The sequence below is a fragment of the Gemmatimonas sp. genome, from assembly GCF_027531815.1.
In the GTDB taxonomy this organism is placed as follows: Bacteria; Gemmatimonadota; Gemmatimonadetes; order Gemmatimonadales; family Gemmatimonadaceae; genus Gemmatimonas.
In genome coordinates this window covers 656,495-683,353 of record NZ_JAPZSK010000006.1, presented here as the reverse complement: position 1 = coordinate 683,353, position 26,859 = coordinate 656,495, and the positions used below count along the sequence as shown (strand labels likewise).

25 protein-coding genes and 1 pseudogene are annotated in these 26,859 nt (G+C 69.4%); 7 read left to right on the top strand and 19 right to left on the bottom strand.

The window, feature by feature from the left end; genetic code table 11:
* Window positions 1-397: 397 nt before the first annotated feature.
* From O9271_RS10420 to gspG, 10 genes are read right to left on the bottom strand one after another with little or no spacing between them, the layout of a single operon-like run.
* Window positions 398-1,942: an ATPase, T2SS/T4P/T4SS family gene (locus O9271_RS10420; RefSeq protein ID WP_298269161.1), complete on the bottom strand. Its 1,545-nt coding sequence runs from the start codon at window positions 1,940-1,942 to the stop codon at window positions 398-400.
* A complete protein-coding gene (locus tag O9271_RS10415) occupies window positions 1,939-3,627 on the bottom strand; it encodes a secretin N-terminal domain-containing protein (protein ID WP_298269159.1) in 1,689 nt (562 codons plus the stop codon). The genes O9271_RS10420 and O9271_RS10415 overlap by 4 nt, the downstream gene beginning before the upstream one ends.
* A complete protein-coding gene (gene gspM / locus O9271_RS10410; protein WP_298269157.1) occupies window positions 3,624-4,628 on the bottom strand; it encodes a type II secretion system protein GspM in 1,005 nt (334 codons plus the stop codon). Before gspM ends, O9271_RS10415 begins: the two co-directional genes overlap by 4 nt.
* Window positions 4,625-5,866 (bottom strand): hypothetical protein, encoded by a 1,242-nt coding sequence (locus O9271_RS10405; protein ID WP_298269155.1) that lies wholly within the window; start codon window positions 5,864-5,866, stop codon window positions 4,625-4,627. Before O9271_RS10405 ends, gspM begins: the two co-directional genes overlap by 4 nt.
* Window positions 5,863-6,867 (bottom strand): type II secretion system protein GspK, encoded by a 1,005-nt coding sequence (locus O9271_RS10400; protein ID WP_298269153.1) that lies wholly within the window; start codon window positions 6,865-6,867, stop codon window positions 5,863-5,865. Before O9271_RS10400 ends, O9271_RS10405 begins: the two co-directional genes overlap by 4 nt.
* Window positions 6,868-6,902: 35 nt before the next feature.
* The gene (locus O9271_RS10395) at window positions 6,903-7,475 is read right to left on the bottom strand and encodes a hypothetical protein (RefSeq protein WP_298269151.1); all 573 of its coding nucleotides are present in this window, start codon (window positions 7,473-7,475) and stop codon (window positions 6,903-6,905) included.
* Complete coding sequence (locus tag O9271_RS10390; RefSeq protein ID WP_298269148.1) at window positions 7,472-7,897, bottom strand: hypothetical protein; 426 nt, start codon at window positions 7,895-7,897, stop codon at window positions 7,472-7,474. The genes O9271_RS10395 and O9271_RS10390 overlap by 4 nt, the downstream gene beginning before the upstream one ends.
* A 13-nt stretch (window positions 7,898-7,910) precedes the next feature.
* The gene (locus O9271_RS10385) at window positions 7,911-8,390 is read right to left on the bottom strand and encodes a type II secretion system protein (RefSeq protein ID WP_298269146.1); all 480 of its coding nucleotides are present in this window, start codon (window positions 8,388-8,390) and stop codon (window positions 7,911-7,913) included.
* Window positions 8,387-9,586, bottom strand: a complete 1,200-nt coding sequence (locus O9271_RS10380) for a type II secretion system F family protein (protein ID WP_298269144.1) — start codon at window positions 9,584-9,586, stop codon at window positions 8,387-8,389. Before O9271_RS10380 ends, O9271_RS10385 begins: the two co-directional genes overlap by 4 nt.
* A 14-nt stretch (window positions 9,587-9,600) precedes the next feature.
* Entirely contained in the window at window positions 9,601-10,065 is a 465-nt protein-coding gene (gene gspG, locus O9271_RS10375; protein ID WP_298269142.1) for a type II secretion system major pseudopilin GspG, read from the bottom strand.
* 299 nt (window positions 10,066-10,364) lie between these two features.
* On the opposite strand from gspG, the gene O9271_RS10370 reads away from it, so the two are divergent.
* Entirely contained in the window at window positions 10,365-11,894 is a 1,530-nt protein-coding gene (locus O9271_RS10370; RefSeq protein WP_298269140.1) for a DUF1800 domain-containing protein, read from the top strand.
* Between the two features lie 16 nt (window positions 11,895-11,910).
* Window positions 11,911-13,209 (top strand): DUF1501 domain-containing protein, encoded by a 1,299-nt coding sequence (locus O9271_RS10365; RefSeq protein ID WP_298269138.1) that lies wholly within the window; start codon window positions 11,911-11,913, stop codon window positions 13,207-13,209.
* Between the two features lie 9 nt (window positions 13,210-13,218).
* On the opposite strand, the gene O9271_RS10360 is transcribed toward O9271_RS10365, so the two are convergent.
* Complete coding sequence (locus O9271_RS10360) at window positions 13,219-13,614, bottom strand: plastocyanin/azurin family copper-binding protein (protein WP_298269136.1); 396 nt, start codon at window positions 13,612-13,614, stop codon at window positions 13,219-13,221.
* A gap of 13 nt (window positions 13,615-13,627) precedes the next feature.
* On the opposite strand from O9271_RS10360, the gene O9271_RS10355 reads away from it, so the two are divergent.
* The 3 genes and pseudogenes from O9271_RS10355 to O9271_RS10345 all read left to right on the top strand — a co-directional run.
* Window positions 13,628-14,110 carry a hypothetical protein gene (locus O9271_RS10355; protein ID WP_298269133.1) on the top strand — a complete coding sequence of 161 codons (483 nt, stop codon included), beginning with the start codon at window positions 13,628-13,630 and terminating at the stop codon, window positions 14,108-14,110.
* A gap of 50 nt (window positions 14,111-14,160) precedes the next feature.
* Window positions 14,161-14,700 carry a DUF4256 domain-containing protein gene (locus O9271_RS10350; RefSeq protein WP_298269131.1) on the top strand — a complete coding sequence of 180 codons (540 nt, stop codon included), beginning with the start codon at window positions 14,161-14,163 and terminating at the stop codon, window positions 14,698-14,700.
* A gap of 122 nt (window positions 14,701-14,822) precedes the next feature.
* Window positions 14,823-15,065, top strand: a pseudogene (locus O9271_RS10345) (pyrroline-5-carboxylate reductase dimerization domain-containing protein); the annotation flags it as partial.
* 40 nt (window positions 15,066-15,105) lie between these two features.
* On the opposite strand, the gene O9271_RS10340 reads toward O9271_RS10345, so the two are convergent.
* A complete protein-coding gene (locus O9271_RS10340; protein ID WP_298269127.1) occupies window positions 15,106-15,636 on the bottom strand; it encodes a hypothetical protein in 531 nt (176 codons plus the stop codon).
* Window positions 15,637-15,680: 44 nt separating this feature from the next.
* Window positions 15,681-15,935, bottom strand: a complete 255-nt coding sequence (locus O9271_RS10335) for a helix-turn-helix transcriptional regulator (protein ID WP_298269125.1) — start codon at window positions 15,933-15,935, stop codon at window positions 15,681-15,683.
* Window positions 15,936-16,076: 141 nt separating this feature from the next.
* Here O9271_RS10335 and ggt point away from each other — a divergent pair, with 141 nt between their 5' ends.
* Window positions 16,077-17,741: a gamma-glutamyltransferase gene (gene ggt / locus O9271_RS10330; RefSeq protein ID WP_298269122.1), complete on the top strand. Its 1,665-nt coding sequence runs from the start codon at window positions 16,077-16,079 to the stop codon at window positions 17,739-17,741.
* 15 nt (window positions 17,742-17,756) lie between these two features.
* Here the strand turns inward: ggt and O9271_RS10325 are convergent, their stop codons facing one another.
* From O9271_RS10325 to O9271_RS10310, 4 genes are all read right to left on the bottom strand, one after another.
* Window positions 17,757-18,143: a VOC family protein gene (locus tag O9271_RS10325; protein WP_343213897.1), complete on the bottom strand. Its 387-nt coding sequence runs from the start codon at window positions 18,141-18,143 to the stop codon at window positions 17,757-17,759.
* A gap of 181 nt (window positions 18,144-18,324) precedes the next feature.
* A complete protein-coding gene (locus tag O9271_RS10320) occupies window positions 18,325-20,598 on the bottom strand; it encodes a TonB-dependent receptor (RefSeq protein ID WP_298269116.1) in 2,274 nt (757 codons plus the stop codon).
* Window positions 20,599-20,691: 93 nt separating this feature from the next.
* Window positions 20,692-22,260 carry an ATP-dependent DNA helicase RecQ gene (locus O9271_RS10315; RefSeq protein WP_298269113.1) on the bottom strand — a complete coding sequence of 523 codons (1,569 nt, stop codon included), beginning with the start codon at window positions 22,258-22,260 and terminating at the stop codon, window positions 20,692-20,694.
* 107 nt (window positions 22,261-22,367) lie between these two features.
* Entirely contained in the window at window positions 22,368-23,657 is a 1,290-nt protein-coding gene (locus O9271_RS10310) for an amidohydrolase family protein (RefSeq protein ID WP_298269110.1), read from the bottom strand.
* Between the two features lie 115 nt (window positions 23,658-23,772).
* Between O9271_RS10310 and O9271_RS10305 the strand changes: the two genes are divergently transcribed.
* A complete protein-coding gene (locus O9271_RS10305; protein WP_298269108.1) occupies window positions 23,773-24,738 on the top strand; it encodes a hypothetical protein in 966 nt (321 codons plus the stop codon).
* A 97-nt stretch (window positions 24,739-24,835) separates the two neighbouring features.
* Here the strand turns inward: O9271_RS10305 and O9271_RS10300 are convergent, their stop codons facing one another.
* Window positions 24,836-25,960: an MBL fold metallo-hydrolase gene (locus O9271_RS10300; protein ID WP_298269107.1), complete on the bottom strand. Its 1,125-nt coding sequence runs from the start codon at window positions 25,958-25,960 to the stop codon at window positions 24,836-24,838.
* A 125-nt stretch (window positions 25,961-26,085) separates the two neighbouring features.
* Window positions 26,086-26,757: a hypothetical protein gene (locus O9271_RS10295; RefSeq protein WP_298269105.1), complete on the bottom strand. Its 672-nt coding sequence runs from the start codon at window positions 26,755-26,757 to the stop codon at window positions 26,086-26,088.
* Window positions 26,758-26,859 lie beyond the last annotated feature (102 nt).

The following is a 26,859-nucleotide window of genomic DNA, read 5'->3' as shown; positions in this document are numbered from 1 at the left end:
ACGGGTGCCGAGGTGGGAGAGGACGGAGCGACCGCTGGCGCTGCGGCAGGTGCTTTCGCAGGAGCGCTCGTCGCAGTGTTCGCGGGGGCCTTCGCAGGAGATGCCGCCGGGACGACTGCAGGGCGGGGCGATGACTGCGACGGAAGCGCAGACGCCGCCACACTGATGAGCAGCAGCCACCGGCTCGTTCGCCACGCAGCGCGCAAGGGTGAGGACATGGGAATTGTGAAGGAAGCAGACACGGGCATACCACTCGCGTCATGCTCACGATTCCGTGCACCGCCCGCAACGTCGCACTGTGCGACAGGTCACACAGCGTGTCGTGCTGCGCCGACGTCGTGACGGTTGGTGCGCGCGGCGTCACGCCAGCGCACGCGCGCAACGTCTCTCCGTTCGCTCAGCCCGACGTGACGCGCAGCACTTCCTCGAGCGAGGTGACGCCGGCACGCACGAGGCGTATGCCATCGTCGCGCAGCGTGTGCATGCCTTCCTGCAGCGCCACCGCGCGCACCTGCTCACCACTCGCAGGCACCTGCGTGAGTTCCCGCAGCGGCTCGCTCATTACCAGCAGCTCGAAGACGCCCTGACGGCCGCGATAGCCGGTATCACGGCACTGGGGGCACCCGACCGCACGCCAGACCCGCGTGAGCGGCAACGCGAGTGGCCCCAGCCGCTGCACCTGGGCCGGCTCGGGGTCGGCCTCGCGACGACAGTGAGGACAGAGTACCCGCACCAATCGCTGTGCGAGCACGGCCTCCACGGTGCTGGCCACCAGATAAGGCGCCACGCCCAGGTCGAGCAGGCGCGTAATGGCACTGGGCGCGTCGTTGGTGTGCAGCGTGCTGAGCACGAGGTGGCCGGTGAGGGCCGCCTGCGTGGCCACCTGCGCCGTCTCCGCGTCCCGGATTTCTCCCACGAGCAAGATGTCCGGATCCTGCCGCAGCAGCGCGCGCAACGTGGACGCAAAGGTCACCCCCACCTTGTCGTTCACCGGCACCTGCGGCACACCGGGCAACTCGTACTCGATGGGATCTTCCACCGTGACGATCTTCTCGCGGCCCGTGCGCAACACATCGATGGCGCCGTACAGCGTCGTGGTCTTGCCCGAGCCGGTGGGGCCGGTGACGAGCACGATGCCGTGGGTGCGCCCAATGATGCTGGAGAAACGGGCCAGCGTGTCACCGCCCATACCCATGTCGGCGAGCGAACGCCGGCCGCGCTCGCGATCGAGCAGGCGCAGCACGACACTCTCCCCGTGCAATGTGGGGGCCGTGGCCACGCGCACATCGACCGTGCGATCCTGCAACCGCAGCCGGATGCGCCCGTCCTGCGGCAGCCGACGCTCGGCGATGTCCAGCTCCGCCATGATCTTGAGACGGCTGATCACGGCGGCTGTGAGCTGGGCCGGCGGCGACGGCGCGGGCTGCAGCACGCCGTCCACGCGATAGCGCACGCGCAGCCCGTCGGCGAACGCCTCCAGGTGCACGTCGGAGGCGCGCGCGTCGAGCGCCTCCAGAATGAGCAGGTTCACCAGGCGCACCACCGGAGCTTCGTTGGCCAGGTGCACGAGATCGTCGAGGGCCAGTTCCGCACCACGGCCGTTGGCCGCCGGACCGCCGAGCCCCGCAATGACCCCCTCCGCGGTGCTCGATTCCTGCGCGTACACCCGGCGGATGGCGCTGCGCAGCGGTGCCTCCTCGTAGCGGAGCAGGGTGATCGACGCACCAAAGCGCAGGCGCAGCTCGTCGAGCACCAGGGGGGCGGGCGTCTCGAGCCACGTCCCCACCTGCAGCGCCTCATCGTCGAGGCGCAGCGGGAGCACGCCGTGCTGCTCCAGCCACTCGGCGGGCAACGGCGCCCCCACGCGACGCACGGCATCGAGTTCCGCTGCCGGCCGCAGCTCGCGTGCGGCCACCACGGGTCCGGCGCCCGGCAACGTCACCGCGGCGACTCCGGCATTCCAGGGGGGCGCACGGCCGAGGAATCGGGACGCGGCTTGAGGCGTCCCTCCACGGGCACATCCTTGAGCAGCGGCGTCCCGTTGCGCACCTGCTCGCGCAACCGGTCCACGTCCTCGTCGCTCGACACGATGTGCGGCGTGAGGAAGAGGAACAGCTCGGTGGTGCGGGTGCTGCGCTTGGTGTTGCCGAAGAGCGACCCCAGGAAGGGGATGCGACTCAGGAACGGAATGCCCGAGCTGGACACGTCCTCCGTATTGTCGGAGAGTCCGCCAATGACGGTCGTCTGACCGCTGCGCACGAACACGGCCGTCTGCGCCTGGCGTTGATTGATGATGGGGGCGTTGAAGAGCAGGTTGCTGGAGACGTCGTCATTGGTCTGCACCACCTCCATGTTCACGTACCCATCGGCGTTGATGGTGGGGGTGATGGTGAGCTGCTTGCCCACCGGCAGGTACTGCACCGTCTGGACGAGTGCGCGCGGATCGAAGCCTCCCTGCTGGGAGACCTGCACGAAGGGCACGCTCGAGCCCACGTTGAGCACCGCCTCGCGATTGTTCTGCGCAATGAGCACCGGCAGCGCGAGCAGGCGGACGTTGCCGCGCGTCTGCAGCGCATTGATCGCGAGATCGAAGTTTACCGTGCCACGCCCACCGGTGATCATCGCCACGAAGTCGCGCGGCGTGCCCGCGAGGGGGAGGCGTCCCAGCGTGTCGCCGGCGGCGCGCCCGCGGGTATTCGAAGCCACACCGGAGACGCCCAGCGACAGGTCACCGCTGCGCTCGACCTGCGCGATGGTGACCTCGATGAGTACCTGCAACGGCCGCAGGTCCAGCGTCTGCACGAGCTGCTGCACCGCCTGGAAATCCTCGGGGGTGGCGCGCACCACCAGCGAGTTGGTGGCATCATCGGCGACAATGCGGATATCGGAGAAGGACGCGCTTCCAGAGCCGACGGCGACCTGCTGACCGAACACCGCCCCGCTGGCATCGCGCAGCGCCACGGGTACGCCCGTGTCGACGCCTCCCGTTCGGCCCATGCTGCCGGTGTTGTCGGCCGGGGCCGCGGGGGGCACGCCGCCGGCGCCACGCTGTACCCCTTGAATGCGCCCGATGGCCGACGAGGCGTTGCGACCGCCCCCGCCGGTGCTGCCGCTGCCGGTCAGCACGTTCATGAGCAGCGGAGCAATGGCGGCCGCCGTGGTGTGGCGCAACCGCAGTGTATACAGGTTGAGGGTGCGCTCGGCAGCGCGTGCACCGGGGATCACCCGCGGCGCCCCAACGAAACGCACGACCGCGCTGCCCTCCTGCATGGTGATGTCGTGGCCGGCCGCCACTGCACGCATGGCGTCGAGGGCGGCTTCGCGCGTGAGCGGTGTCTGCAGGCGGAGGGTGACGCGCTCGTCGGGCATGTTGCTGAGCGTCACGCTCAGCCCGGCCGCTTCGGCAATGGCGCGCAGCACCACCGACACCTCCTGCTCCACGAAGTCGAGCACCACGCCGTCCGGCGCCTTGCGCACGATGGCGGTGTCGCGCCCGCTGCCGCGCTGTGCCTGCCCCACCCCGGGCAGGGCGAGACTCCACGCAACGGCACACGCCGCCACGCCCATGCGCGCACGGGTCGCGGCTCCACGCCGTCGGAGAGGGTGAACGAGTGGCGCAGCAGTCATCGTACGGTTCCCTCAGGGGAGGCTATGGCCTCGATCAAGTGTCGTCGTCCTGACGCATCACGAAACTGCACGCGCGCCCGTTCGATGGAGAGCACCGTGAACGGACCCAGGCTATCACCAGCGCGCAGCACCACGACCGGTCCGTCACCGAGTGCACACATGGCGAACGCCGCGCCACTGGCATCAGCGGCGGTGCCGTGCACCACCGGCATCGTCATCGACACGGGCTCGTCGATCGGCAAGGCGGCGTCGGCGCCCCGCTCGACGTATTCGGCATCGGCGCGTGGGGGCTGATAGCGGACATCCGGGGCGCGGCGTTCGGGGGAGAACGGGTCGCGCGCGAGCACCGCCAGGGCATCCACGACCGGCGTACGGAACGGCGCCGCGGACGTCGCGTCCAGCGAGGTGGCCGATGGTACCGCCGACGTTACCGCGAATGCCGTGAGTGTCGCCGTGAGGAGCAGCGGGGCCGTGCCGTCGTCGTCGGCGCCGCTGCCGGGCGCGAGTTCCAACTGCTCCACGCGCACCAGGCGCGGCCCGTGCTCGAGCGCCTCGAGAAACCCAAGCACGCCGGCCACGTCGCTCTCCGCGCGAATGTCGACTCGCAGCGTGCGCAACTGCGCCTCGGCCGGCGCCGCCGCGCGATTGGAAACGAGTTGCAGCCACACATCGTGCGTGGTGGCCAGCGCCTCCACATGCTCAGCAAAGGCCGCCGACGCGGCAATGTCGTCGCTGCCCACGAAGAGGCGCGACATGGGGTCGTCCGCGGCCGCGGCCGCGGCGCCGCCGACACGCATCGTACCGCTATCGTTAGCTGTTGCCAGGGCGGCCCGTTCACGCGTCAGCAGCGACTGCTCGGCGTCCCTCTGGTCGGCCAGCAGCGCACGCCGCCCGAGCGATGGCCGCACGATGAGTGAGAGGACCACCGCCACAAGCGCCACGGCGCCACCCAGCAGCAGCGCACGCCGATCACGGGGCGCGAGGGCGAGCCACCGGCTCATGGCTTCCCCGCGCCGGAGAGGGTGAAGGCAAAGCGGTCGAGTGGCACCCCATCCACCGCGGTTTCGCGACGCACCGGCGATGTGGCGGTGAGTGTGCCGACGGCTGACGCGCCGGAGAGCGCTGCCCACACGGCACCGGCGCGTACCGCCCGTCCTTCGAGTGTCATGCTGTCGCCGCGCACGCGAACGCGTGTGAGGTACGCGGCATCCGGAAGCGCCGTGCTCACCGCCGCGAGCCGACTGGACACGGTCTGCGACGTGGTGGCATCGACCGCGCGCAGCACGCGTACGCGGTCCCGATGCAGTCGCTGCGGCGCCGTGCGCGCCAACTGCGGCTCCAGTGCCGCACGCTCGGCGCGGAGCTGGTCGAGCGTTCCCCGCGCACGCCACTCGAGGCCGAGTGCGGCCACGGCGGCGAGCGCCGCCATGATGACGACCGGCGCCACCCACCGTGGCGTATCCGGCGTGGCAGCGTTGGCGGCGCGATCCGCCAGGTCGAAGCTCAGGGGCCACGGGCCGCGTGTGGTCGCCGCCGCCATCGCCTTCGCTGCGGTCAACAGCGGATCACTCACCGTTGCCACCGGACCCACGGCGCGCACGGCCTCCGCGCGTGCCGGCTCGTCGCCCGCCTCGCGAAAGCGGCGCAGTGCACATGGCGCACCGGCGTGCACTTCGATGAGTTCCTGCTGTCCGGCGTACGACACCAACAGTCCACGCTGCGTCGGTGACACGCCGCGGCTCCACGCGGTGACGGCGGGCACGACCACCTCGAGCGCGCAGCCGGCGGCAAGTGCGGCCTGTCGTACCCGAGCAAGCACGGGGGTGGCGACGGCGGCGGCCAGTCGATCGACCAGCGTGCCCGGCTGCGCGGCTGCCCCGCCGCTGCGTGCCGGCGCCACGCCAATCACCGGCGCCTCGCGTGCCTCCAGAAAGTGCCTGCCCGCGGCGCGCCCGAGCAATCGCCGCGCGTCCGCTTCATCGAGCGGAGGCAAGGGGACCATGCGCACCTCGGCGAGCGGCGGCAGCAGCGCCACGCGCAGCAGGAGTGACGCGCCGCCGTGACGCGCGCGGAACTGCTGCAGCGCCTCCTGCAGCGCCCCCTGCAGCGCCGGCCAGCGATCGCCCACCGGGGCCTCCAGTGAAGCGCGGAGAACCTCGGTGCCTCGCGCGTCGGCGATCACGATGTCGGTGGCGGACAGCGCCACGCCAAGCGTCGCTTGCGTGCCCGGGCGCATCATCGCCTCCACCGCACGTCGGTCGTGCCGTCATCGAAGCGGCGCAGCACCACCACCATGCCGGGTGTCGGCGGTCCGGGTTCTCCCACGACTGCGAATTCGAGCGCGACCTCGCGGGTGTCGAGCAGCGAGCGCTCGGTGAGATCACGTACCAGTGCCTGATACGCCCCCGCCGCCGCGTCGTTGCCAGGTTGCGGCCCGCGCGTCCCGCCGGCCAGCGCGGGAATGGATTCCACCCGGCGTCCGGCGCTGCGGAGCGCGAGTATGGTGGCGAGGACCGGCGGTGACATACCGGGCAATGTACGCAGGATCGGCTCCGGTGCAGCGTTCAGGTTGACGCGCACGTTGGCCCCGTCCACGGTCAGGAACGGACGGATGGTGGCGAGAATCTCCGGCGTCATGCCAAGGACGTCGCGAAGGTCGTCGAGGGCACGGAACGGACCATTCGTGGGCACGACACTGCGCTGGGCCCGGCGATACTCGGCGGCTTCGGCCCCGTTGGCCCGCGACAGCGTGTCGGCGTCGCGCCAGTCGGCGATGCGTCGGGCGAGACGGTCGGCGAGCAGATCGTCGCGCAGCAGCGTACCGAACAGCACCCCCAGCTCACGCTCGCCGGCGAGATTCACGTTCAGGACAGTTCCCAGATCGGTACTGCGCACGGCCACGAGGACGTCGCCCACGCGTACGCCGTCGCCGAGCTGCGCGTCGAGCGCGCGCCACGGGTCGACGCGTGAGGGGCCGGCGGTGATTCGCCGCCCGGCGCTGCGTCTGCTGGCCGGCCCGGTCGGCGTTCGCAGGGCGCTCTCGAGACGCGCCTGCACGGTGGCCAGCGCGCCCTCCAGCGCGGCCTGATCCCGTCCGCGATCCACCGCCGACAGCGCCAGGTGGCGCCGCTCGCGCGAGATGGCCGCGAACTGCAACCCGGCGGTGGTGATCATGACCACCAGCCAGAGCGCCGCCAGCAGCGCGAGGCCACGCCGCGGGCGACGCGAGTGCCGGCCCATCGGGCCCGCCGGGCGGCACGCGGGTTGGGAGCGGGTCACGACGCCCCCCACGACAGCGGCAGTGAGTCCACCACCAGGGTGAGCGGCAGCTGCCAGAGCGGTGCCTGCGCCTCGTCGCCCGGCACGGTGAGGCGCACGGCCCGCGGCCGGCCGGCGAGCAGCGCCGGTTCGCGCATCCATTGTCCGGTGGCGCGATCGAGATACTCGACCAGCAGCGCGGTGATCGTGCCGTCGAGTTCCTGCGTGATCGGCGAATCGCTCGCGGGCGAGCGGATCGCGGCGCACAGTCCGCGCGCGGGCGTCTCCGGATCCTGGTCGATGTACAGCCGCACCCGCGCGCCGGGGGTACCGGCAGGCGTGCGCGCGTTGGTGACGACGTGCAACTCGCCCGCTGGCGCAAGCAGGGTGTCGAGCGACGCCGTACCGATCCACTCGCGCAACGTGGCCCGAAGAGCCGCCGCGCGCTCTGTGCTGCGCGTGGCCGCCACGACGGTCACTCGGCGATCAACGACCTGTCGAAACGCCGACGCGCCTGCGGCGGCTACGGCGGCGGTGATGACCAGTGCCACCACCAGCTCGAGGACGGTCGTCCCGCGTCGACCGGTCACGATCCTTCCTCCGCCGGAGCTGGAGCCGGCGCACGGCGATACAGCGCACTGGATAGGCGATGGGCGCCGTCGCGCCATTGCACCTCGATGTCCACCGTCATGAGGCCGGCCCATTCCCCGTGCGGACGCACCGTGGCGCGCCACGCATAGTCGGTGAAGGGCGCGGGAAACTGTCCGCCGGCCAGTGAGTCCGGAAGAGCACGCAGTGCCGCGTCGCTGGCGAGCGACAGTCTGGCGTAGACCTCGGTCGCCAGCGCGTCGGCTTCGACGACGTGGCGCGCGCGCGTGGCGGTACGAAGCCCCGCCCCCGTTGCGGCCAGCACCCCAGCACTGGTCGCGCCAACAATGGCCAAGGCGGCCACCGCTTCCAGCAGCGACAGACCGCGCCGCAGGCGGGTCAGCCGGCGTGTCGCAGCTGGCACGGGGCGCTGCTGGTCAGCGCGCACGGCGCGACACGTCGCCGCTGAGGGCATCGAGGTCCACGGCTACCCACCCTTCTCCATGCCGAACGCGCAGCGACGGACCGAACGCCGCGCCGGAGGGATCAAAGGTGACGCTCGTGAGCAGATCCCCCGGTTCGAGCGATTCCCCGGCGGCCAGCGGCAGCGGTACTTCATACCACACGCCACTGCCGGCCGCGCCGCTGGTGTCGGCCCGCATGGTGCGATTGGGCACATCAAGCCGCACCGTCACCACCTGTCGCCAGGCGATGGCGTGCCCGCGCGCGGTCACAAGGGCGCGCGCGAGGAGCGTCCCCGGCGTGTCGTCATCGAGCAGGGCGTCGGCGCCCGCGACATCCACCGCCACGGGACGGTTCCATCGTGGCAGTACGAGGAGGCTACCGATGACCGTGATGGCGAGCACCACGGCCACCTCGAGCAACGTGAACCCGCGGCGGGCGCGCCTCTCCATCATCGCGCAAAGGTCCCGGCGTTGATGCTGTAGATGGCTTGCAGCAGCGAGAAGGCGATCAGCGCCACCAGCCCGCCGAAGAGCACGATCATCGCGGGTTCGATGAGTGCGGCCGTGCGCTGCGCCGCCCGTTCGGCCCGTTCGTCGAGCAGGTCGGCGGCCTTGAGGAGAAACTCCCGCAGGCGGGAGGATTCCTCGCCCACGCCGACGAGTTGCGACAGCACCGGTGGGAAGAGCGGGCTGGCCTCGATGGCCGCGCGCAGCGTGAGCCCTTCGCGGACTCGCGCGCGAATGGCCGTGGCCTCCTCGCGCGCTACGGGATCGTCGAGCGAGTCGATGACGTCGCCCATTGCCGAATAGAGCGGCGCCCCGCCACCAAGCAGGCCACTCAGCAGTCTGGCAAATCGCGCGGCCAGCACCTGACGCCGCAACGTGCCCACGGCGGGAAGGCGCAGCAGCAGTCGGGCCAGCGTGCCCCGCCCCGCCTCGCTGCGCTGCAGCCAGAGCAGCGTCACGATTCCCCCCACGCCGAGTGTCAACAGCACGGGCCAGCCGCGCACGGCCAGCGCCGAAACCGCCACCAGCAGCTGCGTGCTGCGCGGCAGGGCCGCGCCGGCATCGGCCAGCAGCGTGGTGAACTGCGGGAGCACCACCACGAGCAGCACCCCAATCGCGAAGGCGCCCGCCACGGCGAGCAGGGCTGGATAGAGCAGGGCAGACACGAGCCGCCCGCGCAGCTGTTCGCGGCGTTCCAATTGGGCGGCCAGTTGCGCGAACGCCTCGGCCACTTCCCCGCGTCGCTCGCCGGCGCGAACAACGCCGACATAGAGGGGAGAGAAGAGCGACGGAAAGGCGGCGAGCGCCTCGGCGAGTGATTCCCCGCGGATGACGGTGGCGCGACATTCGGACAATGCGCGGCGGGTGTGCCCGCCGGTGAGGTCCGTCGCACTTTCGAGCGCACGCGCCAAAGGCAAGCCGGCCGGCAGGAGCGCGGCCATGGCCCGCGTGAACTCCAGCACGTCGCGTCGTTGCCGCGTGGCGAGCAGTGCGGGGCGCGCGGCGGCGTCCTCGGTGATGTCGAGCAGGTAGAGCCCGCGACCTTCGAGTGCCCGGGCGAGCGCGTCGGCATCGACGGCGCTTTCGGTCCCGCGGGTGCGGGTCCCGCGCGCATCGACCGCTTCGAAGGAGAACTCGGGCATGCGCGGGAGCCCGACTACTGCCAGCCGAGGATGTCGGCGTTCTCACCGTCGCCACCCGGGCGGCGGTCGGCGCCGTACGACTGCAGATCGAAGCCGTCGGGGTTGCTGGTTCCCGGCGCGAGATACACGTACGGCGCGCCCCACGGGTCCACAGGCACGGCGCGGCGCAGATACGGCCCGCGCCACGTTGCCGCCACGTCGCCGGCGGGCGCGGTCACGAGCGCCGCGAGCCCCTGCTCGGTGGACGGGTACCGACCCATGTCGAGGCGATAAGCATCGAGCGCGGTGGCGAGCATCTCGAGTTGTGAACGGGCCGTCGTGGTGCGGGCCGTTCCCACATGCTGGAAGACATTCGGTGCCACCAGCGACGCCAGAATGGCGATCACGGCGATCACGACAAGGATCTCGATGAGCGTGAACGCCGTCCGGCCAGCGGCGCCAGGACGGGGGCGGGGATGGGTCAGGAAAGTCGGCCTCATGCGGAAAGTCTATCTCCCGGGCAAAGCGCCCACTACCAGTGGTCTACAGTTGCGCGCCGTGGGGCGCCGTTGCGCGATCCTGCGGTGACGCGTCCCCTCCGCGCGGGTGGCGGACCCGGCCCTCCGGGCAAAGGACACTCGGCGCGATGTACCATTCCACTTCACGTGACGTGGAAACCAAGGCATATGTAACGGCGCGGTCCGCCGCGGTGATACCAATCACGTGACTCCCGGCTGATCTGGCGTTAACGTTTTGCCAGGAGCGACGTCGACAGCGGGACACGGTTCACGGAGGCGACATGCAGCAAGTCGGACCACAGGAGCTGGCCAAGCCGGAGTCGCGACGCGACTTCCTGCGCATGATGAAGCGTCGTCCGGCTGAGCAGCCACCGGCCGCGCCCGTCTCGTCGTCGGCGTCATCGCCTGCGTCATCGCCATCGTCGTCGGCAAGCGCACATTGGGACCCCGCCATGGCGCGCGTAGCCCCGCCGTCGCCCTGGGCCGACGCGCGTGTGCGGCTCGTGCGGCGTGCCACGTACGGACCGCGCGCCGCAGACATTGCCGATGTGCGCGCCGTGGGCTATCAGCGGTGGCTCAACGACCAGGTCACGATGCGCATCGACGACTCCACCGTCGACGCCGAGGTGGCGGCGCGCTGGCCCAACCTGTCGCGAAACGGCATCGACCTGGTGAACGTGAACGCCGGTACCCTGCGCGCCGAGCTGCAGGCGGCCACGCTGCACCGAGCCACCTTCTCGCGCCGGCAGCTGTACGAGCGCATGGTGGAGTTCTGGACCGACCACTTCAGCATCGATATCGAGAAGGTCGGCTACCTCAAGGTGCTCGATGACCGTGAGGTCATCCGCAAGCACGCGCTTGGCAAGTTCAGCGACCTGCTCAAGGCGAGTGCGAAGAGCCCGGCCATGCTGGCCTACCTCGACCAGAATCTCAGTCGCGCCGGGGCACCCAACCAGAACTACGTGCGTGAGCTCATGGAGCTGCACACACTGGGCGTTGATGGTGGCTATACCCAGCAGGATGTGGACGAGTTGGCACGCGTTTTCACGGGGTGGACCATTGCCGGCGCCGGGGATTTCGCCTTCAACGCTTCACGGCATGATTTTGGCGCGAAGACGGTGCTGGGCACGACCATTCCCGCCACGTCGCCGAGTATCGGCGCGGAGGGCGTGAAGGAGGGCGAGCTGATGCTCGATGTGCTGCTCAAGCACCCCAGCACCGGTCGCTTCCTCGCCACGAAGCTGCTCAAGTGGTTCGTCACGCCGGAGCCGACCACGGAGCAGATCGACGCTGTGGCCGGCGCGTACCGGGCAACCGGCGGCGACATCAAGCGCATGGTGCGCGCGACGCTCAACGAAGGGTGGCTTGCGCAGGCGCCGCTCAAGCTCAAGCGCCCGTTTCACCTGGTCGCGTCGGCGCTGCGTGGCACGTCGGCCGTGGTGGCGAACATTTCGGGATCGGTGAACAGCGTCACGGCACTCGGCCAGCCGCTGTTCCTGTGGGACACGCCCGATGGCTTCCCCGATCTCATGGAATACTGGGTGGGCAACATCACCCCGCGCTGGTCCTACGCCACCTCGCTCGCCAGCAGCAATTCCGCGACGACGGTGCGCGTGAACGTGGCTCCGTATCTCACCGGCACGCCCGACGCGGCACTCGATCGTCTGAACGCCGAGATGTTCGGTGGCGAGATGGCACCGGCCACCCGCGATCAGCTTCGTGCGTACCTCACCGGCGGCACTTTCAACGAGACGCGCATGCGCGAAGCGCTGTCGCTCGCGATGTGCGGTCACGACTTCCAGTGGTTTTGAACCCCGGAGCCTCCCGATGAGCGACCACGATCATTCGCACCACACCGGCTGCTCCGAGTATCGCGACCTCTCGCGCCGCCAGTTCCTCGCCAGTTCCACGGCCCTCTCTGCCGCCGCCGTGGTGTTCCCCGAGTGGCTGCCGCGCGTCACGTTGTCGAATCACTTCTCGTCGACGCGCGACATCATGGTGTCGGTGTTCATGCGCGGGGCGACGGATGGTCTCGCCATGGTGATTCCGCACACCGAGGCGCGGTACTACGCCATTCGCCCCACCATTCGCACGCCAGCGCCCGATTCCATGGCGGCCAACCGCGCCATCGCGCTGGACAACCGCTTCGCCTTCCCGCCGGCCATGCGCGCCATGCTCGCGCCGTACCAGGCGGGCGATCTGCTCATCACGCACGCGACCGGGCACATCAACAACAACAACCGCTCGCACTTCGACGCGCAGCGGTTCATGGAAGTGGGCAAGCCCGTCGACCCCGATCTCACGACCGGGTGGCTGGGACGCCACCTCGCCTCGGTTCCGCCCATGCACCCCTCGCCGGTGCTGCGTGGTATCGGTATTTCATCGGGCTTGGCCAAGTCGCTGGTGGGCGCCCCGCAGACGCTGCCCATTGCCGACCCGGCGAACTACGGCATTGGCGGTTCGGCCACCACGCGCACGGCGCGCATGGCCATGCTGCGTTCGAACTACGAGGGAAGTGCGAATCCCCTGCGCGCCGCGGCGCTCGACGCCGTGGGGACCATCGACCTGCTCTCGCGCCTCAATATCAACGCGTATGCACCGGCCGGTGGCGCCGTATACCCCAACACGTCGTTCGGCCGTGGGTTGCGCTCGGTGGCGGCGCTCATCAAGGCCGACATTGGTATCGAAGCGGCGTCGGTGGACATTGGTGGCTGGGACACACATGCCGCGCAGGATCCCAACGCGGGGCAGATGGCCACGCTCATGACCGGCTTCGCGCAGGCCATGACGGCCTTCTGGACCGACGTCATGAACACCGGGCAGCGGGTCACCCTGGTCGCGGTGTCCGAGTTCGGGCGCAACGCCATTGAGAACGGCAGCCAGGGTACCGACCACGGCCGTGGCACCGTGATGTTCGCCATGGGCAAGGGCATCGCCGGTGGCCGCGTGCTCACCAACGGCTGGCCGGGGCTCGAGGCCGCGCAGCTCGAGGATCGGCGCGACCTCCGGGTGACGCTCGACTACCGCGATGTACTCGCGGAAATCGTGCAGCGTCGGCTCGAGAACAACAACCTCGGCTACATCTTCCCCGGGTGGCGGCCAACGTTCCGCGGCGTCACCCGGTAACTCTCGGGATCAGCGCACGACCACGTCACCATCCATGCCGGGGTGGATGGTGCAGGTGTAGGGGAAGGTCCCGGTGCGCGTGAAGGTGCGCGGAACGACCACGCCCTTCACGATGGGGATATCCGCCGGCTTCCCCGCGGCGTTCCCCGAGAAGATCACGTTGTGCCCGCGGCCATCGGGTGATTCGGAGATGCGCCAGCGGATGGTTCCCCCCACGCGTATCTCTGCACTGGTGGGCGAGAAGATGTTGCCGGGCGTGAACACGTCGAGCGTGTCGGGGCGCGTGGGGGCGGGGTTGGTGACGACGTTGTCCGATGTACCGCTATCGCCGGACGCGCACGCCGCCAACACCAGGACCGGCACTACGGATCGCAGAATCGGATTTGCTGAACGAGGACGCATCATGATCGGATTGGGCGTGGAAGACACTCGTTGGACGCGCGGCACTCGTCAGACGTTACGGCAGGGTGCCACCCGATGGTCGGCGCTGGCGGCCTTGGTGACGCTTGTGGCGTGCGGCGACAGCGCCACCGGTCCCAAGCCGCCCAGCGCCAATGATCCGGCTGCCGGTACATTTGCGCTCACCACGGTGAATGCGCAACCGTTGCCGTTCACCCTCTTCAACGAAGCGGGTTTCCGTCTCGTGTTCGCGGGGAGTACGCTGGCACTGCAGGCCGACGGCCAGTTCGTGCTGGCCGAATCCACCGTGGAAACGGTGGCCGGCTTTGCGTCCACCTACGCCGACACCGTGCGGGGCACGTGGACGCAGAACGTGGGCACCATCGCCATGCGGGCGACCGACGGCGCCACGACCAACGCCACGTGGGATGGTCGGCAGATTGCGCTCGATCTGGTGAGCGAGGGGCAGCAGCTGCGCACCATCTATCGCAAGAACCCCTAACGGCGCCCCACTGGCCCGTACCCTAGCCGAGTCGCTGCCCCGCATTCGTCGTGACTGCCGCCGAACGCCGCGCCCTGCTGCAATTGCTCGAGGCCCGTTTCACCGCCCACGCCGCGCGACATGCCAGTGTGGCGTGGACGGCGGTGGAGGCGCTGCTGATGAAGAAACCGACGCTGCTCGACACGGTGCAGCGCATGGAGGCGTCGGGCGGGGAGCCCGATGTCGTGGTGTTGCCGGACGGTGCGCTCGCGTACTGCGATTGCGCGGCGGAGAGCCCGATCGGGCGCCGCAGTCTCTGTTACGATGGGCCGGCCCGCACGACACGCAAGGAGGCGGCACCCGCTTCGAGCGCGATGGAGATGGCGGCCGACATGGGCGTCGCGCTCATGACGGAAGACGAGTATCGCGCACTGCAGCAGGTCGGGGCCTTCGACCGCAAGACCTCCAGCTGGCTGGCCACGCCCGCCCCCATCCGTGCCTTGGGTGGTGCCCTCTTCGGCGACCGGCGCTACGAACGCGTGTTTATCTATCACAACGGCGCGCAGTCGTACTACGCCGTACGCGGCTTTCGCGGCGTGCTGCGGCTCTGAGGTACGCCATCGCCCAGCAGCGGGGCACACCGTTGTGGCGAACGCGACCACGATTCCTCCGCGCCAACGGTCCTGACTAGCTTGCAGTAGCGGTGGACGGCCACGGCTACCACAGGAGAGTCGGCGTGAAAATCGGTCTGCCGCGGGAAACCGCCACGCTGCTTGCGGCGCAGACGCTCGCCGGCGCCTCGCGCATGGTGCTGGAACGTGGCGTGCACCCCGCCGCGCTCAAGGATGAGGTCACCACCCCAGCGGGATGCACGATCGACGGGCTGATGGCGCTCGAGGACGGCAAGCTGCGCGTGACGCTGATCAAGGGCGTGCTGGCCGCCACCGAGCGCAGCCGGAGCCTGCGGGGCGCGTGAAGTCGCGGCGGGCGTGCTCCCGCCCCTCGTGTGCCCCCGTTCAGCCGTCGACCAGCTCCTCCGGCATCGTCCACGAGAGCGTCCAGAGCGGCATCATTACGGCCGCCACATAGGCGGACAGAAAGATGGTGAGGGACGGCACCACGCCTGGTCGCAGCACCACCACCGCGAGCGTGGCCAGGCTGAGTACTCCCAACATGGGCCAGTAGCAGCGCCGATACGTGTCTGCGTGCAGCAGCCGCTGGCGCTCATCGTGGCCCCCATGCAGCCGTGCCACGTAGGGGTCGGCAGTGCCACGCACGGAGGCGTTGAGGCACCCGATGAGCAAGATCCACCCCAGCAGCAACACGCCCGTGGCAACGAGTGCGGCCAGCGCTGCGCCGCGCCTATTCGCCTGATCCAGCAGGCCGGCTGTGGCGAGCGTACCCACGGTGATCACGCTCAGCATCACACTGCCACTCACCAGCTTCCGGCGGGTGGCGCGGTTGCGGGTCCACTCGAGCTGGGGCGCGTTCATGGCGCCAACAACGGCTGACGGCGTGCTGGCGGATGTGGTGGGCTGCGTGGACACGGGCATCTCCTGCGGTGGAGGGGAAAGGGGCAACCGCCGGCGCGTCAGCGCGCGGCCTCGCCAGCGCGGCGCAGGGCCACGCCGAGCGGCTCGAACGGGGTGAGCGAGAAGACCAGCTCCACCGGCACATCGAAGTAGGCGGCGATGCGCAGCCCCAACTCCAGCGACGGGGCGTAGTCCCCGCGTTCGATGAAGCCGATGGTTTGGGGATTCACCCCAACGAACTCGGCGAGATCACGTCGGCTGGCGCCGCGGGCGGTCCGGAGCAGCGCGACCCGGTTGTGCAGGGTGATGGTCATAAAGTGGTTCGTATATGCACCATAAGGTTATGTATACGCAACAAATGGTTGCTTTCAAGTCCATTATCTCTGAGCTGCCGAACCGCGCGTCCCACCCGCATATTCGTCACCGGTTGGTCTCCCCCTTCTCCGGAGTTGCCGGTGCGCCACCTCGTTGCTTTGGTCGCTGCTGCGTCATGGACCGTCTCCGGCGTTGCCCAGGCGCAGCGCCCCACCACGCTGGCTGGTCGCTCCGCGGTATACGCCCCGCGCGGCATGGTGGCCACCAGTCAGCCGCTCGCGTCGGCGGCCGGCCTCGAGGTGCTGCGCACCGGAGGCAACGCGGTCGATGCCGCGGTGGCTGCGGCGGCCGTGCTAGGGGTCACCGAACCGCACATGACGGGAATCGGCGGCGACATGTTCGCCATCGTGTGGCTGGCGAAGCAGCAGAAGCTGGTTGCCATCAACGCCAGTGGGCGCGCCGGGAGCCGCATGCTGCGCGACACCCTCGCGGCGCGCGGTTTTCGCAGCGGGTCGCAGCAGGGGGCCATGTCGGTCACGGTGCCAGGCGCGCTGGCCGGTTGGGACCTGCTGTTGCGTACGCACGGCCGCCGCACGCTCAAGCAGGTGCTGCAGCCCGCCATCGCGTATGCGCGCAACGGTTTTCCCGTGTCGCCCATCATTGCCGCCCAGTGGGCCAACGAAACCGACTTCCTCACGCGCGACAGTGCGGCCGCGGCCACCTATCTCCCCGGCGGACGCGCGCCGAAGGCGGGCGAGTGGTTCACCAATCGTGACCTCGCGCGCACGATGCAGACCATCGCCGACAGCGGCATCGGGGTGTTCTACGGCGGGTCGCTGGGACGTCGGCTCGTGCAGCATCTGCAGGCGCGCGGTGGTTTCCTGACCCTCGACGATCTGCGGCGCAACGCCCCCACGTGGGTGACGCCCATGTCGGTGCCCTTCCGCGGCTACCGCGTGTGGGAGCTGCCCCCCAGCAACCAGGGCATCGCGGCGCTGGAGATGCTGCGCATTCTCGAGCCCTACGATCTCGCGGCCATGGGGCACAACTCGCCGGCTTACCTGCACCATCTCATCGAAGCGAAGAAGCTGGCGTACGCCGATCTCGATCGCTTCGTCGGTGATGCGGATCATCTCGACATGCCGGCCGAGCAGATGTTGACTGATGAATTCATCACGGCGCGGCGGGCGTTGCTGGATCCGGCGCGTGCGAAGGAGCGGGTGGATCCGGGGCCGCTGCGCACGAAGAGTGAAACGGTGTACCTGTCGGTGGCCGACGCCGACGGCAACTTGGTGAGCTTCATCAACTCGGTGTACGACTACTTCGGCTCGGGGCTGGTGGTGCCGGGCACCGGCTTCGCGCTGCACAATCGCGGCGCCGGCTTCACCCTCACGCCGGGGCGCCCCAACACCGTGGCGCCCGGCAAGCGTCCGTTTCACACGCTCATTCCGGGCTTCGTGACGCGCACGGTGAACGGGCGCGACGAGGCGTACATGAGCTTCGGCCTCATGGGCGGCGGTGTGCAGGCGCAGGGGCACGTGCAGTTCCTGCTCAACCACTTCGTGTTCGGCATGGATCTGCAGGCGGCCATCGATGCGCCGCGTTTCCGCCACTACGACGGGTACCGCGTGGCACTCGAAGCGCCCATCACGGATGGCGTGCGCACGGCGCTGCAGGCCATGGGGCACGTGCTGTTCGAGCAGCCCCCCATCGCGTTCGGCGGCGCGCAGGCGATTGTCCGGCTCCCCAAGGGGTGGGGCGCGGGAAGTGATCCGCGCAAGGACGGGATGGCGGTGGGGTACTGACTGCCCCAGCGGTCCCTACGCCTTCACTTCACACGCCTCCAGCGTGTTGCCGTCGAGATCGGTGAAGCGGAAGAACCACACGCCGGGCGTTTCCACGAGCGCGTCCACCGCCACGCCCTGCGCGGCGAGCGCTGCGTGCGCCGCCTTCGCGTCCGGCGTGGAGAGAATGGGATAGGTGCTCGACGGTGCCCATGCCACGCCGTCGTCGAGCTGCCACAGCGTGAGCGTGCTGCCCGCCATCTCGCCATCGGGACTTCCCCCCACCTCGATCACGGCGAGTCGCTGTTCCTCGTCTTCGTACAGCGCCTCGGCGCCAAGCTGCTGCACATACCACGAGGTCGCCGCGCTGATGTCGCGCACGCGAATGATGACGGTGTCGAGGCCGGAGAAGTGGCGAGGCACAGGCAAGGTCCCGAAAAGGAAGTCACGGGGCCGCGGTGACACGGCCCGGTCATGCACGCGGTTACGGAAGGGAAGGGGAGAGGCAATCAGGAAGCCGGGGCCTTCGTTCTCCCCCCTGCTCGCCTTCCCCTGCTTCCTGCGTGTCAACCTAAGGACGCGCCGCGAGCCGCGCTCGCAGCACTCACAGCCGGTACGCCATCCCCATCTGCACCAGGCGCGGTAATCCGGGAAGCAACCCGCGCGTGCGATCCACCACCACGGTGCGATCGGTGAGGTTCTTCACCGCCACCCACGCCGACAGCGACGTGCCGGGGACCGGGAGGTTGGCGGTGACGTTCCAGAGCACGTTGCCTGCGAGCGGCCCCTGCTGCCCGTCGGCTACCAGCACGCGGGTGTTGGCGGCATCGCCGAACTGCTCGCTGATCGCCACCGCCTCCACCCGCAGCTCACTCCCCGAACGATGGCGCGCGCCAATCGTAGTGGTGAGCGTGTACTCGGGGGCGTAGGGAAGGCGGTTGCCCGTGACCGACACACGTGTGCGCGAGCCGCCGGCGTTCTGTTCCGCATACACCTTGCCCGCCACATCACTGCCGCCCACGCCGATGTAGGCGAAGCGGCTACCTTCGAAACGGGCCACCGGGGTCCACGCCGCGGCCAGTTCCGTGAAGAGCCCCATGCCGGCCACGGTACGTGCCGGCTCGGCGCGCAGCGACAGCTCGGCGCCGCGATGCAGCGTGCGGCCGGCGCTGGTGAGCGTGGCGCCCGTGCCACCGGCCACGCTTGCCGGCACGATCTGGTTACTGAAGTCGAGATTGAACACCGTGGCTTCCACGCGGAGCGGACGTGCCGGCAGCCAGCGCACCCCCACTTCGCTGTTCCAGCTGAGCTCCGCGTCGAGCTCCACCACGCCACCGGTGCTGTTGCTGATGATGTCCTCGGGACGCGGCGGGGCGAAGCCGCGATGAATACCCGCAAAGGCGGTGAGCCCCTCGCGCAACTGCACCGTGGCCCCGGCGCCCGGAATGAGCGTCTGCATGGTGGTCGCGCCCTGCACGCCATTGGGAGTGGCGGCCGTGGGGCGTCGGTTGAGGCGCATCAGGCGCAGCGCTTCGCTGCGCACCCCACCGCTCAGAGTGAAGCGGGCGGTGGCCACACGAGCCTGCACGTAGGAGGCGAAGGCGTCGGTGGTGCGCCGGTTGTCTTCCACGAGACCGGCATTCACGTTGCCGCTGAGTCCCACCGTGCGCCCGCGCGGCGTGGAGGCGTTCACCTGCAGCCGTTCCTGCGACTCATGATGCGCCCGCGCCCCAGCGTCGAGCTCGATGATCGACGCCGATCGCACCCACTGCCAGGTGGCGCGGGGTTCGAGCCCCACCACCACGTACTCGCGCAAACGCCCCTCGTTGCCGCAGGTGGTGGCGAGGTTCATCATGCCGGCGCAAGTGGGATCGTTGCGATCGTTGGGACGCTGCGCGGAGTTGGAGCTCTGCCGCCACCAGTCGCGGTTGATGCGATAGCCATACACTGTCGTGGTGAGGTTGCGCCGCTCCGAGCGCCCCACGCGGTGCGAGATGGCGCCACCCACCCGCGCGATGTCGAACCCGTCGTTCACGAACGGGTTCTGGCGCGCATCCTCGGCGTACTCGGCCTCGGTGAGACCCGAGTAGGTGACCGTCGACTGTTCGCGATAGGCATTGCCGCGCACGGTGAGCTGCTGCGTCGCGCTGAGGGGCACGAGCAGCTTGAACGACGCGTCGTCCACTGCGGACGACGTGTTCTCACGTGCTCCGTCGCCGCTGCGGCGAATGTAGTCGGCAAACACCCCCGTGCCGCCGGCCGCACCGAACGTGCCCCCCGCCTTCGCGTGAACGTTCGTGAAGGCGCGCGAGCCACCGGCAATGGAAAGGCCGGCGCCCGGGGCCCGCGGAATGGCAGGGGTGAGATAGTTGATCACCCCACCCACGGTCTGCGGGCCGTACAGGATCTGCCCCGCTCCCTTCAACACCTCGATCGACTCCATGCGCTCGATCGGCGGGTGGTAGTACGCCGCATTGTCGCCGTAAGGAGCGACCGTGAAGGGAATGCCGTCTTCGAGGAGCAGGACCTTGGTGGAACGGGTGGGGTTGAGGCCGCGCACGCCGATGTTGGGGCGCAGGCCGAACCCCTCCTCGTCGCGCACCACCAGGCCGGCAATCTTGCGCAGCGCCTCGTTGGTGGTGAATACGCGGCTCGCCTTGAGCTGCCGCGCGTCCACCTGGTCTACCGAACCGGGGATGCGGGAGAGGCGGTCGGGCGCACCCACCACCGAGACCCCCGGGAGCTGGACCGTGTCGCGGCCGGTACGGGGCGGGGCGCCTTGCACCTGGGCCTGCGACGCCTGCGGTGGCAGCAGCAGCAAACCGGTCACCGCGATGGCGGTGCCGACACGAAACGTGAAGTGACGAGCGAGGTCCATCTTAAATGAGAATGAGTTTCAACAAGAGTCATTGCAACTAAAACAATCGGGATTGCGGCGTCAAGGCTGGTGCGCCGGGCGCCGCGCGTGCGCCTACGGCTCGTGGCTGACGATCACCTCGAGGAAGTAATCGCCGTAGCGCTCGAGCTTCGCCTGGCCAACCCCGGGGACCTGCAGCAGGGCCGCGTGCGTAAGCGGTCGCCGCGCCACCATCTCCAGCAGCACCCGGTCGCCAAACACGATGTAGGGCGGCACACGCGCCTCCTCGGCCAACTCGCGTCGCAGGGTGCGCAGCGCATCGAAGAGCGCGCGATCGTCGCCATCCAGTTCGTCGGCGCCGAGTGTCGCGCGACGCACGCCGCGCGCGAGCGACGACGGACCGCTGCGCCACCCGGCCCGCGCAACACGCTCCAGCTCGAGCGCCTCGGTCAGGCGTGCTTCGACCGTTTGTCCGGTGCACGCGTCGCAGGACTCGCCGCACGGGTCGATCTGCTCGTCGAAGTGCCGCACGAGCGCCTGATGCCGACAACCGGGCCGCTCGATGAGGTTGAAGAGCGCCTTCGTGGCGGCCCGGGTGCGCTCGCGCAGCTGTTCATCCTCCAGCCGATCGGTGAAGCGCTCATGCGCCATGACATCGGCCCACGAATAGAACATCACGCAGTCACTCGGCAGGCCATCGCGCCCGGCGCGGCCAATCTCCTGGTACCACGACTCGATGTCCTTGGGCATATCGCGATGGATCACGAAGCGCACGTTGGACTTGTCGATCCCCATGCCGAACGCCACGGTCGCCACCATCACATCCACGTCGTCGCGCTGAAAGGCGTCCTGATTGCGCGCGCGCTCGTCGGGGGCGAGTCCCGCGTGATACGGCAGCGCCTTCACGCCCTCGGACACGAGATACTCGCACGTCTGCTCGACGCTCTTGCGGCTCTGGCAATACACAATGCCGCTCTCCCCACGATGCTCGCCAACGAGCGTGAGGATTTCGCGTCGGGTGTTGCCGCCCTGGCCCTTCTTGCGCAGGCCAATCCGCAGATTGGGGCGGAAGAACGACCCCTTGAAGCCGGCGGGCTTCTTCATCCCCAGCTGCCGCAGGATGTCGCGCGCCACGTCGCGGGTGGCGGTGGCCGTGAGCGCCAGCACGGGCACGTCGAGCTGCTGCTTGAGTCCCTGCAGGCGCCGATAGCTGGGACGGAAGTCGTGCCCCCACTGGCTGATGCAATGCGCCTCGTCCACCACGAGCAGCGATACGGGGCACCCCTGCACGAAGTCGCCGAGGTAGCCATCGAGCGCTTCCGGCGCGAGGTACACCAGCTCGTAGCGGCCGGCGCGGAATCCCTCCAGGCGCGCCCGACGCTCGTCGGGGTCGAGCGTGGAGTTGATGGCGGTAACGGCGTAGCCGAGCCCGGCCACGGCGTCCACCTGGTCCTTCATGAGCGAGATGAGCGGCGAGATCACCAATACCGTGCCGCCCAGCAGGCGCGCCGGGATCTGGTACGTGAGCGACTTGCCGGCCCCGGTGGGCATGAGGGCGATGCAGTCGCGCCGCGCGAGCACCGCGTCGATCACTTCCCGCTGGCCCGGCCGGAAATCGGTGTAGCCGAACACCTCGCGGAGGATGTCGTCTGGCGTGCGGGTGGCGGGCGGTATGGCGGTCACTGGCAGAAGGCGAAGCGAAGAGCGGGCCGGGCGTTCTGCAGGTTAAGGGACCGCGGCGACAAAATCACCTGCCGCGGCCCTCGGCCTCGCGCGCCATCAGCGCGCCATCAGCGTGGCGACGTGTTCACCCGCGCGCCGCCAATCCACACCGAATGCTGGCGCCGGATGTTGCGCATATCCTCGAGGGGCGAGGCGTGCAGCACCACGAAGTCGGCCTGCTTGCCCGCCTCGAGGGTGCCCACCTCCTGGTCAATGCGCAGGCAGCGCGCCGCATCGCGTGTGGCGCTCGTCAGCACGGCGGCGGGGGAGAGTCCAGCGTCCACCATCATCTCCATCTCCATCAACTCGAAGTACCCCTGAAAGCGTCCGACCGGCCCCGTGTCGGTGCCCATGGCAATCGGCACACCGGCGGCGGCCAGTGTGGCCAGGTTCTGTATGGCCACCGGCAACTGTGCCTTGTAGCGTTGCGCGCTCGCGCTGCGCCGTGTCGCGGCCATGCGGGCGGGGTCGGTGACGGTCGCCATCCAGGCGCGATCGGCGTGCGCCCGGAACTGCGAGTCGGCGAAGAAGGCCGGTACGGTGTCGTACACGAACGTGGAGACTTCGCGCATGAGCGTGGGGGAGTAGCACACTCCGCTGCGCTTGAGCGCATTCACGAAGCCCGCATCCACGAGGTGATCCCGCACGCTGTGCGCGATGTAGTCGGCACCCGCGGCCAGCAGGGCGCGCGCATCCTCGAGATAGTACACGTGTACCGCCACCCGCTGCCCACGCGCATGCGCTTCCGTGATCACCGCGCGATACACCTCGGGGGTCATCTTCGTCGCGGTGCCCAGATTGTCATCCACGCGAATCTTGATGATGTCCACGCCGCGGGCTACCGCCGCACTCACCTGCGCGCGCGCCTCATCGGGGGTCGCGGGAGCAAGCACCGGGCCCGCCAGATACACCCGGGCGTGCGCCGGAGACGCCCGCCGCTGCGCTTCGCGCGCCGCAAACACCTCGGGGCCTTCGTCGCCCAGGGAGTACACCGTGGTCACCCCGTACGCGGCGTACGTGGCCAGATTCGCCGCCGTGGACGCATGGCCATGAGCGTTGATGAGCCCCGGAATGATGACCTTGCCGTTGAGCGGGACCCGGCTGGCTCCGGCGGGCACGGCGATGCGTTCACCGGCACCGGCGGCCACCACCTTCCCCTCGCGCACGACCAGTGTGGCGTTGCGCACCGGAGCGCGGCCGGTGCCGTCGATGAGCGTGGCGCCGGTGAACGCCGTGACCGTGGCGGCTGGCTGCGCGGACAGCCCACGCGCGAGCGCCACTCCAGCGACGGCGATGCCCCGCACGAGGAGCCGGTGGCCGGAGCGGCGGGGCGCGGATGATCGGAGCAGTCGTGTCATGGGGAGAACATGCCGCGCCGGCGGGACGTGCGATAGCGAGCAGCGCCGCCGCGCGTCAGGGGGCGGGCGGCATGGCCCACTGCCACCATCCGCCCGGTCTCGGCAATATGTAGCCATGCCGCCACTCTCCGTGCTCACCGATCTGACCCTCGTGCTGGGGCCGCCGCTGCACGACGGCACGAGTTTCCTCGATTTTCAGGTGGCCGCGCGGACAGGGAGCGCGGCGTCGGCGCTGGCTGATCACCAATGGGTGCGGCACGAGCACGCCGCCGTGGAAGCGCTCACCGCGCGCGAGGGTCCGCTGACCGCCCGGACACTGCTCGAGACCATGATCGGCGGCGTCCTGCACGTGGACGTGACCATCGCCGATGCCGATCGCTGCTGGGTGCGGCATGCCGATGACCAACTTTATGCCGCCGTGCGGATCAACACCGCCGACGTGCGCCCACGCGCGGCTGCCCTGGCATTGCAACAGGTGGAAGCCGTCGAAGCACTCAATGCCGTCGCCACCTCCCTGGCCACGCTCGATGGACGGCACTGGTTGGCGTGGAGCAGCCACAGCGAAGCCGACGACGGCGGCGACGAGCAGACGCAACGGGTCATGAAAATCGTGGCCGACGTGGCCACGGCCGTGCTGGGAGAGGCGACCTCGCCACCACCGCACCCCGTGCGCGGTGACGAGCCCCCGCTCGACCTGCTCGGTGAACTGTTGCGCGCGATCGGCGCCGGGGCGCAGCACGCACAGCAGCCGCAGCTGCCGCTGTCAGCCGAGCTGCGGGCGCTCCGCCATCGCGATCCGCTCTGTCACGAGTGGCAGCGTGTGGCCATGGACGCCTTCTTCCTCGCAGCGCAGTCCCCCGAGCGGGTACGGGCGCAGGTGGCCGAGGCCGACGCCGCGGCGCTGGCGTACCTCTTCGTGGGCAAGGAGCGCACCGATCGGCTCAAGGCTGATCCGTTCGTGTCACCGCGCTTTCGCCGTGAACTTGCTGCCCGCGCCTTCATGACGGCGTACGCCCTGCAGCGCCTCGCGCCCACGGTGTTCACCGCCCTGCGCACGCACATGATGGCAGTACGCGGTTGACTCGGCGCTGACGTGCCGGCGGTGCGAAGACGAGGCATCGTCGCTCGCGCGGAGCATCGGCACGCTACCAGCGCAATTCCGGCCCACTACCAGCCCACTACCAACGCACACGCGTGACGGTGCCGGCGCGCGCTGCCGACCAGCGGTGGCCAATGAACGGCGTGATGCGCCGCACGAGTGCCTCGGCATTGGTGCCGCGGACCACGCGTTCCGCCTTGTCGGAGGAGCGGAAGAAATCGTCCCAGTGCCCCAGCAAGACGTGCTGTGGCTCGAGGTGCGCCAGCAGCACGTCGGGATAGGCGTTGGCCTGATCGAAATTGGCCGCGGTGATGATCACCACCGTCGCGTGCGCTGCCGGCAAGGTGGCGATCACCTCGGCGGCCCGTCGCTGCACATCGGCATCGGCGGCCGCGTCGTGATAGACCAGACGCACGGCCACGGCCGATGCCGGATCGGGGGTTCGCCGTACGTCCACGACCCACGCATAGGGGGTGCCCATCTGCCACCCGTGCACGGTGCGCGGCAGCGTGCGCCGCGGCGTGCGTTGGTGGCCGGGGGCAATGGTGATTGACCCGATGTTGGGCGCGTGGGCCCACGTAATGGCCCGTAGTGCAAGGAGCGGACTCACGACAATCGACTGCCCGGTGCGTGCCCCGTTCAAGGCAGCCAATGTGTCCACCGCCACACGCATCGAGTCGGCAAGTGTGCCAACGGGTGCCAGCAGGTTCCGCACGGTCTCGCTGCCGTACACGCGCGCCCGCGGCATGCGTGGCACCAGCGGCGGCAGGTCGATCAGATGATCGTAATGCCCATGGCCCACCAGCACGGCCTGCACGCGGCCGAGACGCTCGGCGTTGGCCGCCGGCATGGCGGCGAGGCGCTTCGAGATCTGCGCCGTATCGGGGCGCGTGCCGAACAGCAGGTCACCGAACACGAGCCACGGCACGGTGGGGTTGGTGAACATCGGCGGGGCGAGCACGAGTCGCGTGGTATCCTGCCACGGCACGACCAGAAACCCGGCCACCCCCATGGCCACGATATCGAGCGAATCGGTGCACGCCGGCGCGCAGGCATCCACGTACTGCACCGCGTTGGATGGCGCCGGATGCAGCGGGGTGGGCGAGCCGGTGGCGATCCAGCGGCAGGCGGAGAGCGACAGCAACGCCAGGAGCGCGACCGACGCGCGCGAGGGTCGGATTCGGGTTGCCCACGGTTTCGCCATGGTGCAACGCTGAACCCGACCCTCGTTTCGCACAAGCGGAATCACCGCGCCACCGAGTGTATCGCTCGTGTGTTTCTACGCATGCGGCACGGGGCACCTCTGGGCGGCGCCCCGTGCCGAACGGACTACATCACGATGACCGCCACGTGGTCCCCTTCGCCGAGCTTGAGCGCCTGCGTGCTGCGCTCCGCCGCGCCGGCCGGGCGAGCGAAGATGCGTACGCTGCCGGTGCCGGAGAACATGGCCTTGGGGAGCGTCAGCGTACCCCGCTGGTTGGCCGCCACGTCACCGAGCTTCACGAAGCGCAGCCCCTGTTCGGCGAACACCGTGACCGGTTCGCGACGCGCGTTGTCGATGGTCACGGTCGCCGCGCGTCCGGTACCGGCCGGCAGGCTGATCATGAGGCTGTCACCAGCCGGCAACCCTTCCGCCGGCGGTACCAGCAGCCCCAGCATTTGCCCTGCGATCACCGGGACCTCGTAGCGCGCGATCACCTGCCGGGACGCCTCGCTCATGGCGAGCACAGCAATGGAGCGCTTGCCCTCGATGGCCCAAGTCGGCAACTGCAACTTCTCCGTGCTGTTCGGGCCCACCGAGCCGAGGCTGCGCTCGGAACGCCCCGTTTCCACGACAAACCGCACCACCTCGCGGCGATCGTTCTGGACGGTGACCGCCTTGCCTTCATCGGCGGTGACCTTGGCCGCTGGGAGTCGCGTGGGTGGCTGCGTGGTTTCCTGCGCGCCGGCGACCGTGCCGAAGCCGACCAGCGCCACAACGAACATCGTACTGTATCTCATGGGAATAACCTCTGGATGAGCGATCAGGCAGCAGCGCGAGCATCGTCGCGGCTTGCTGCAGTGTGGGAGCAAACCAAAGCCGCCGCAGTCGGGCAAACCCGG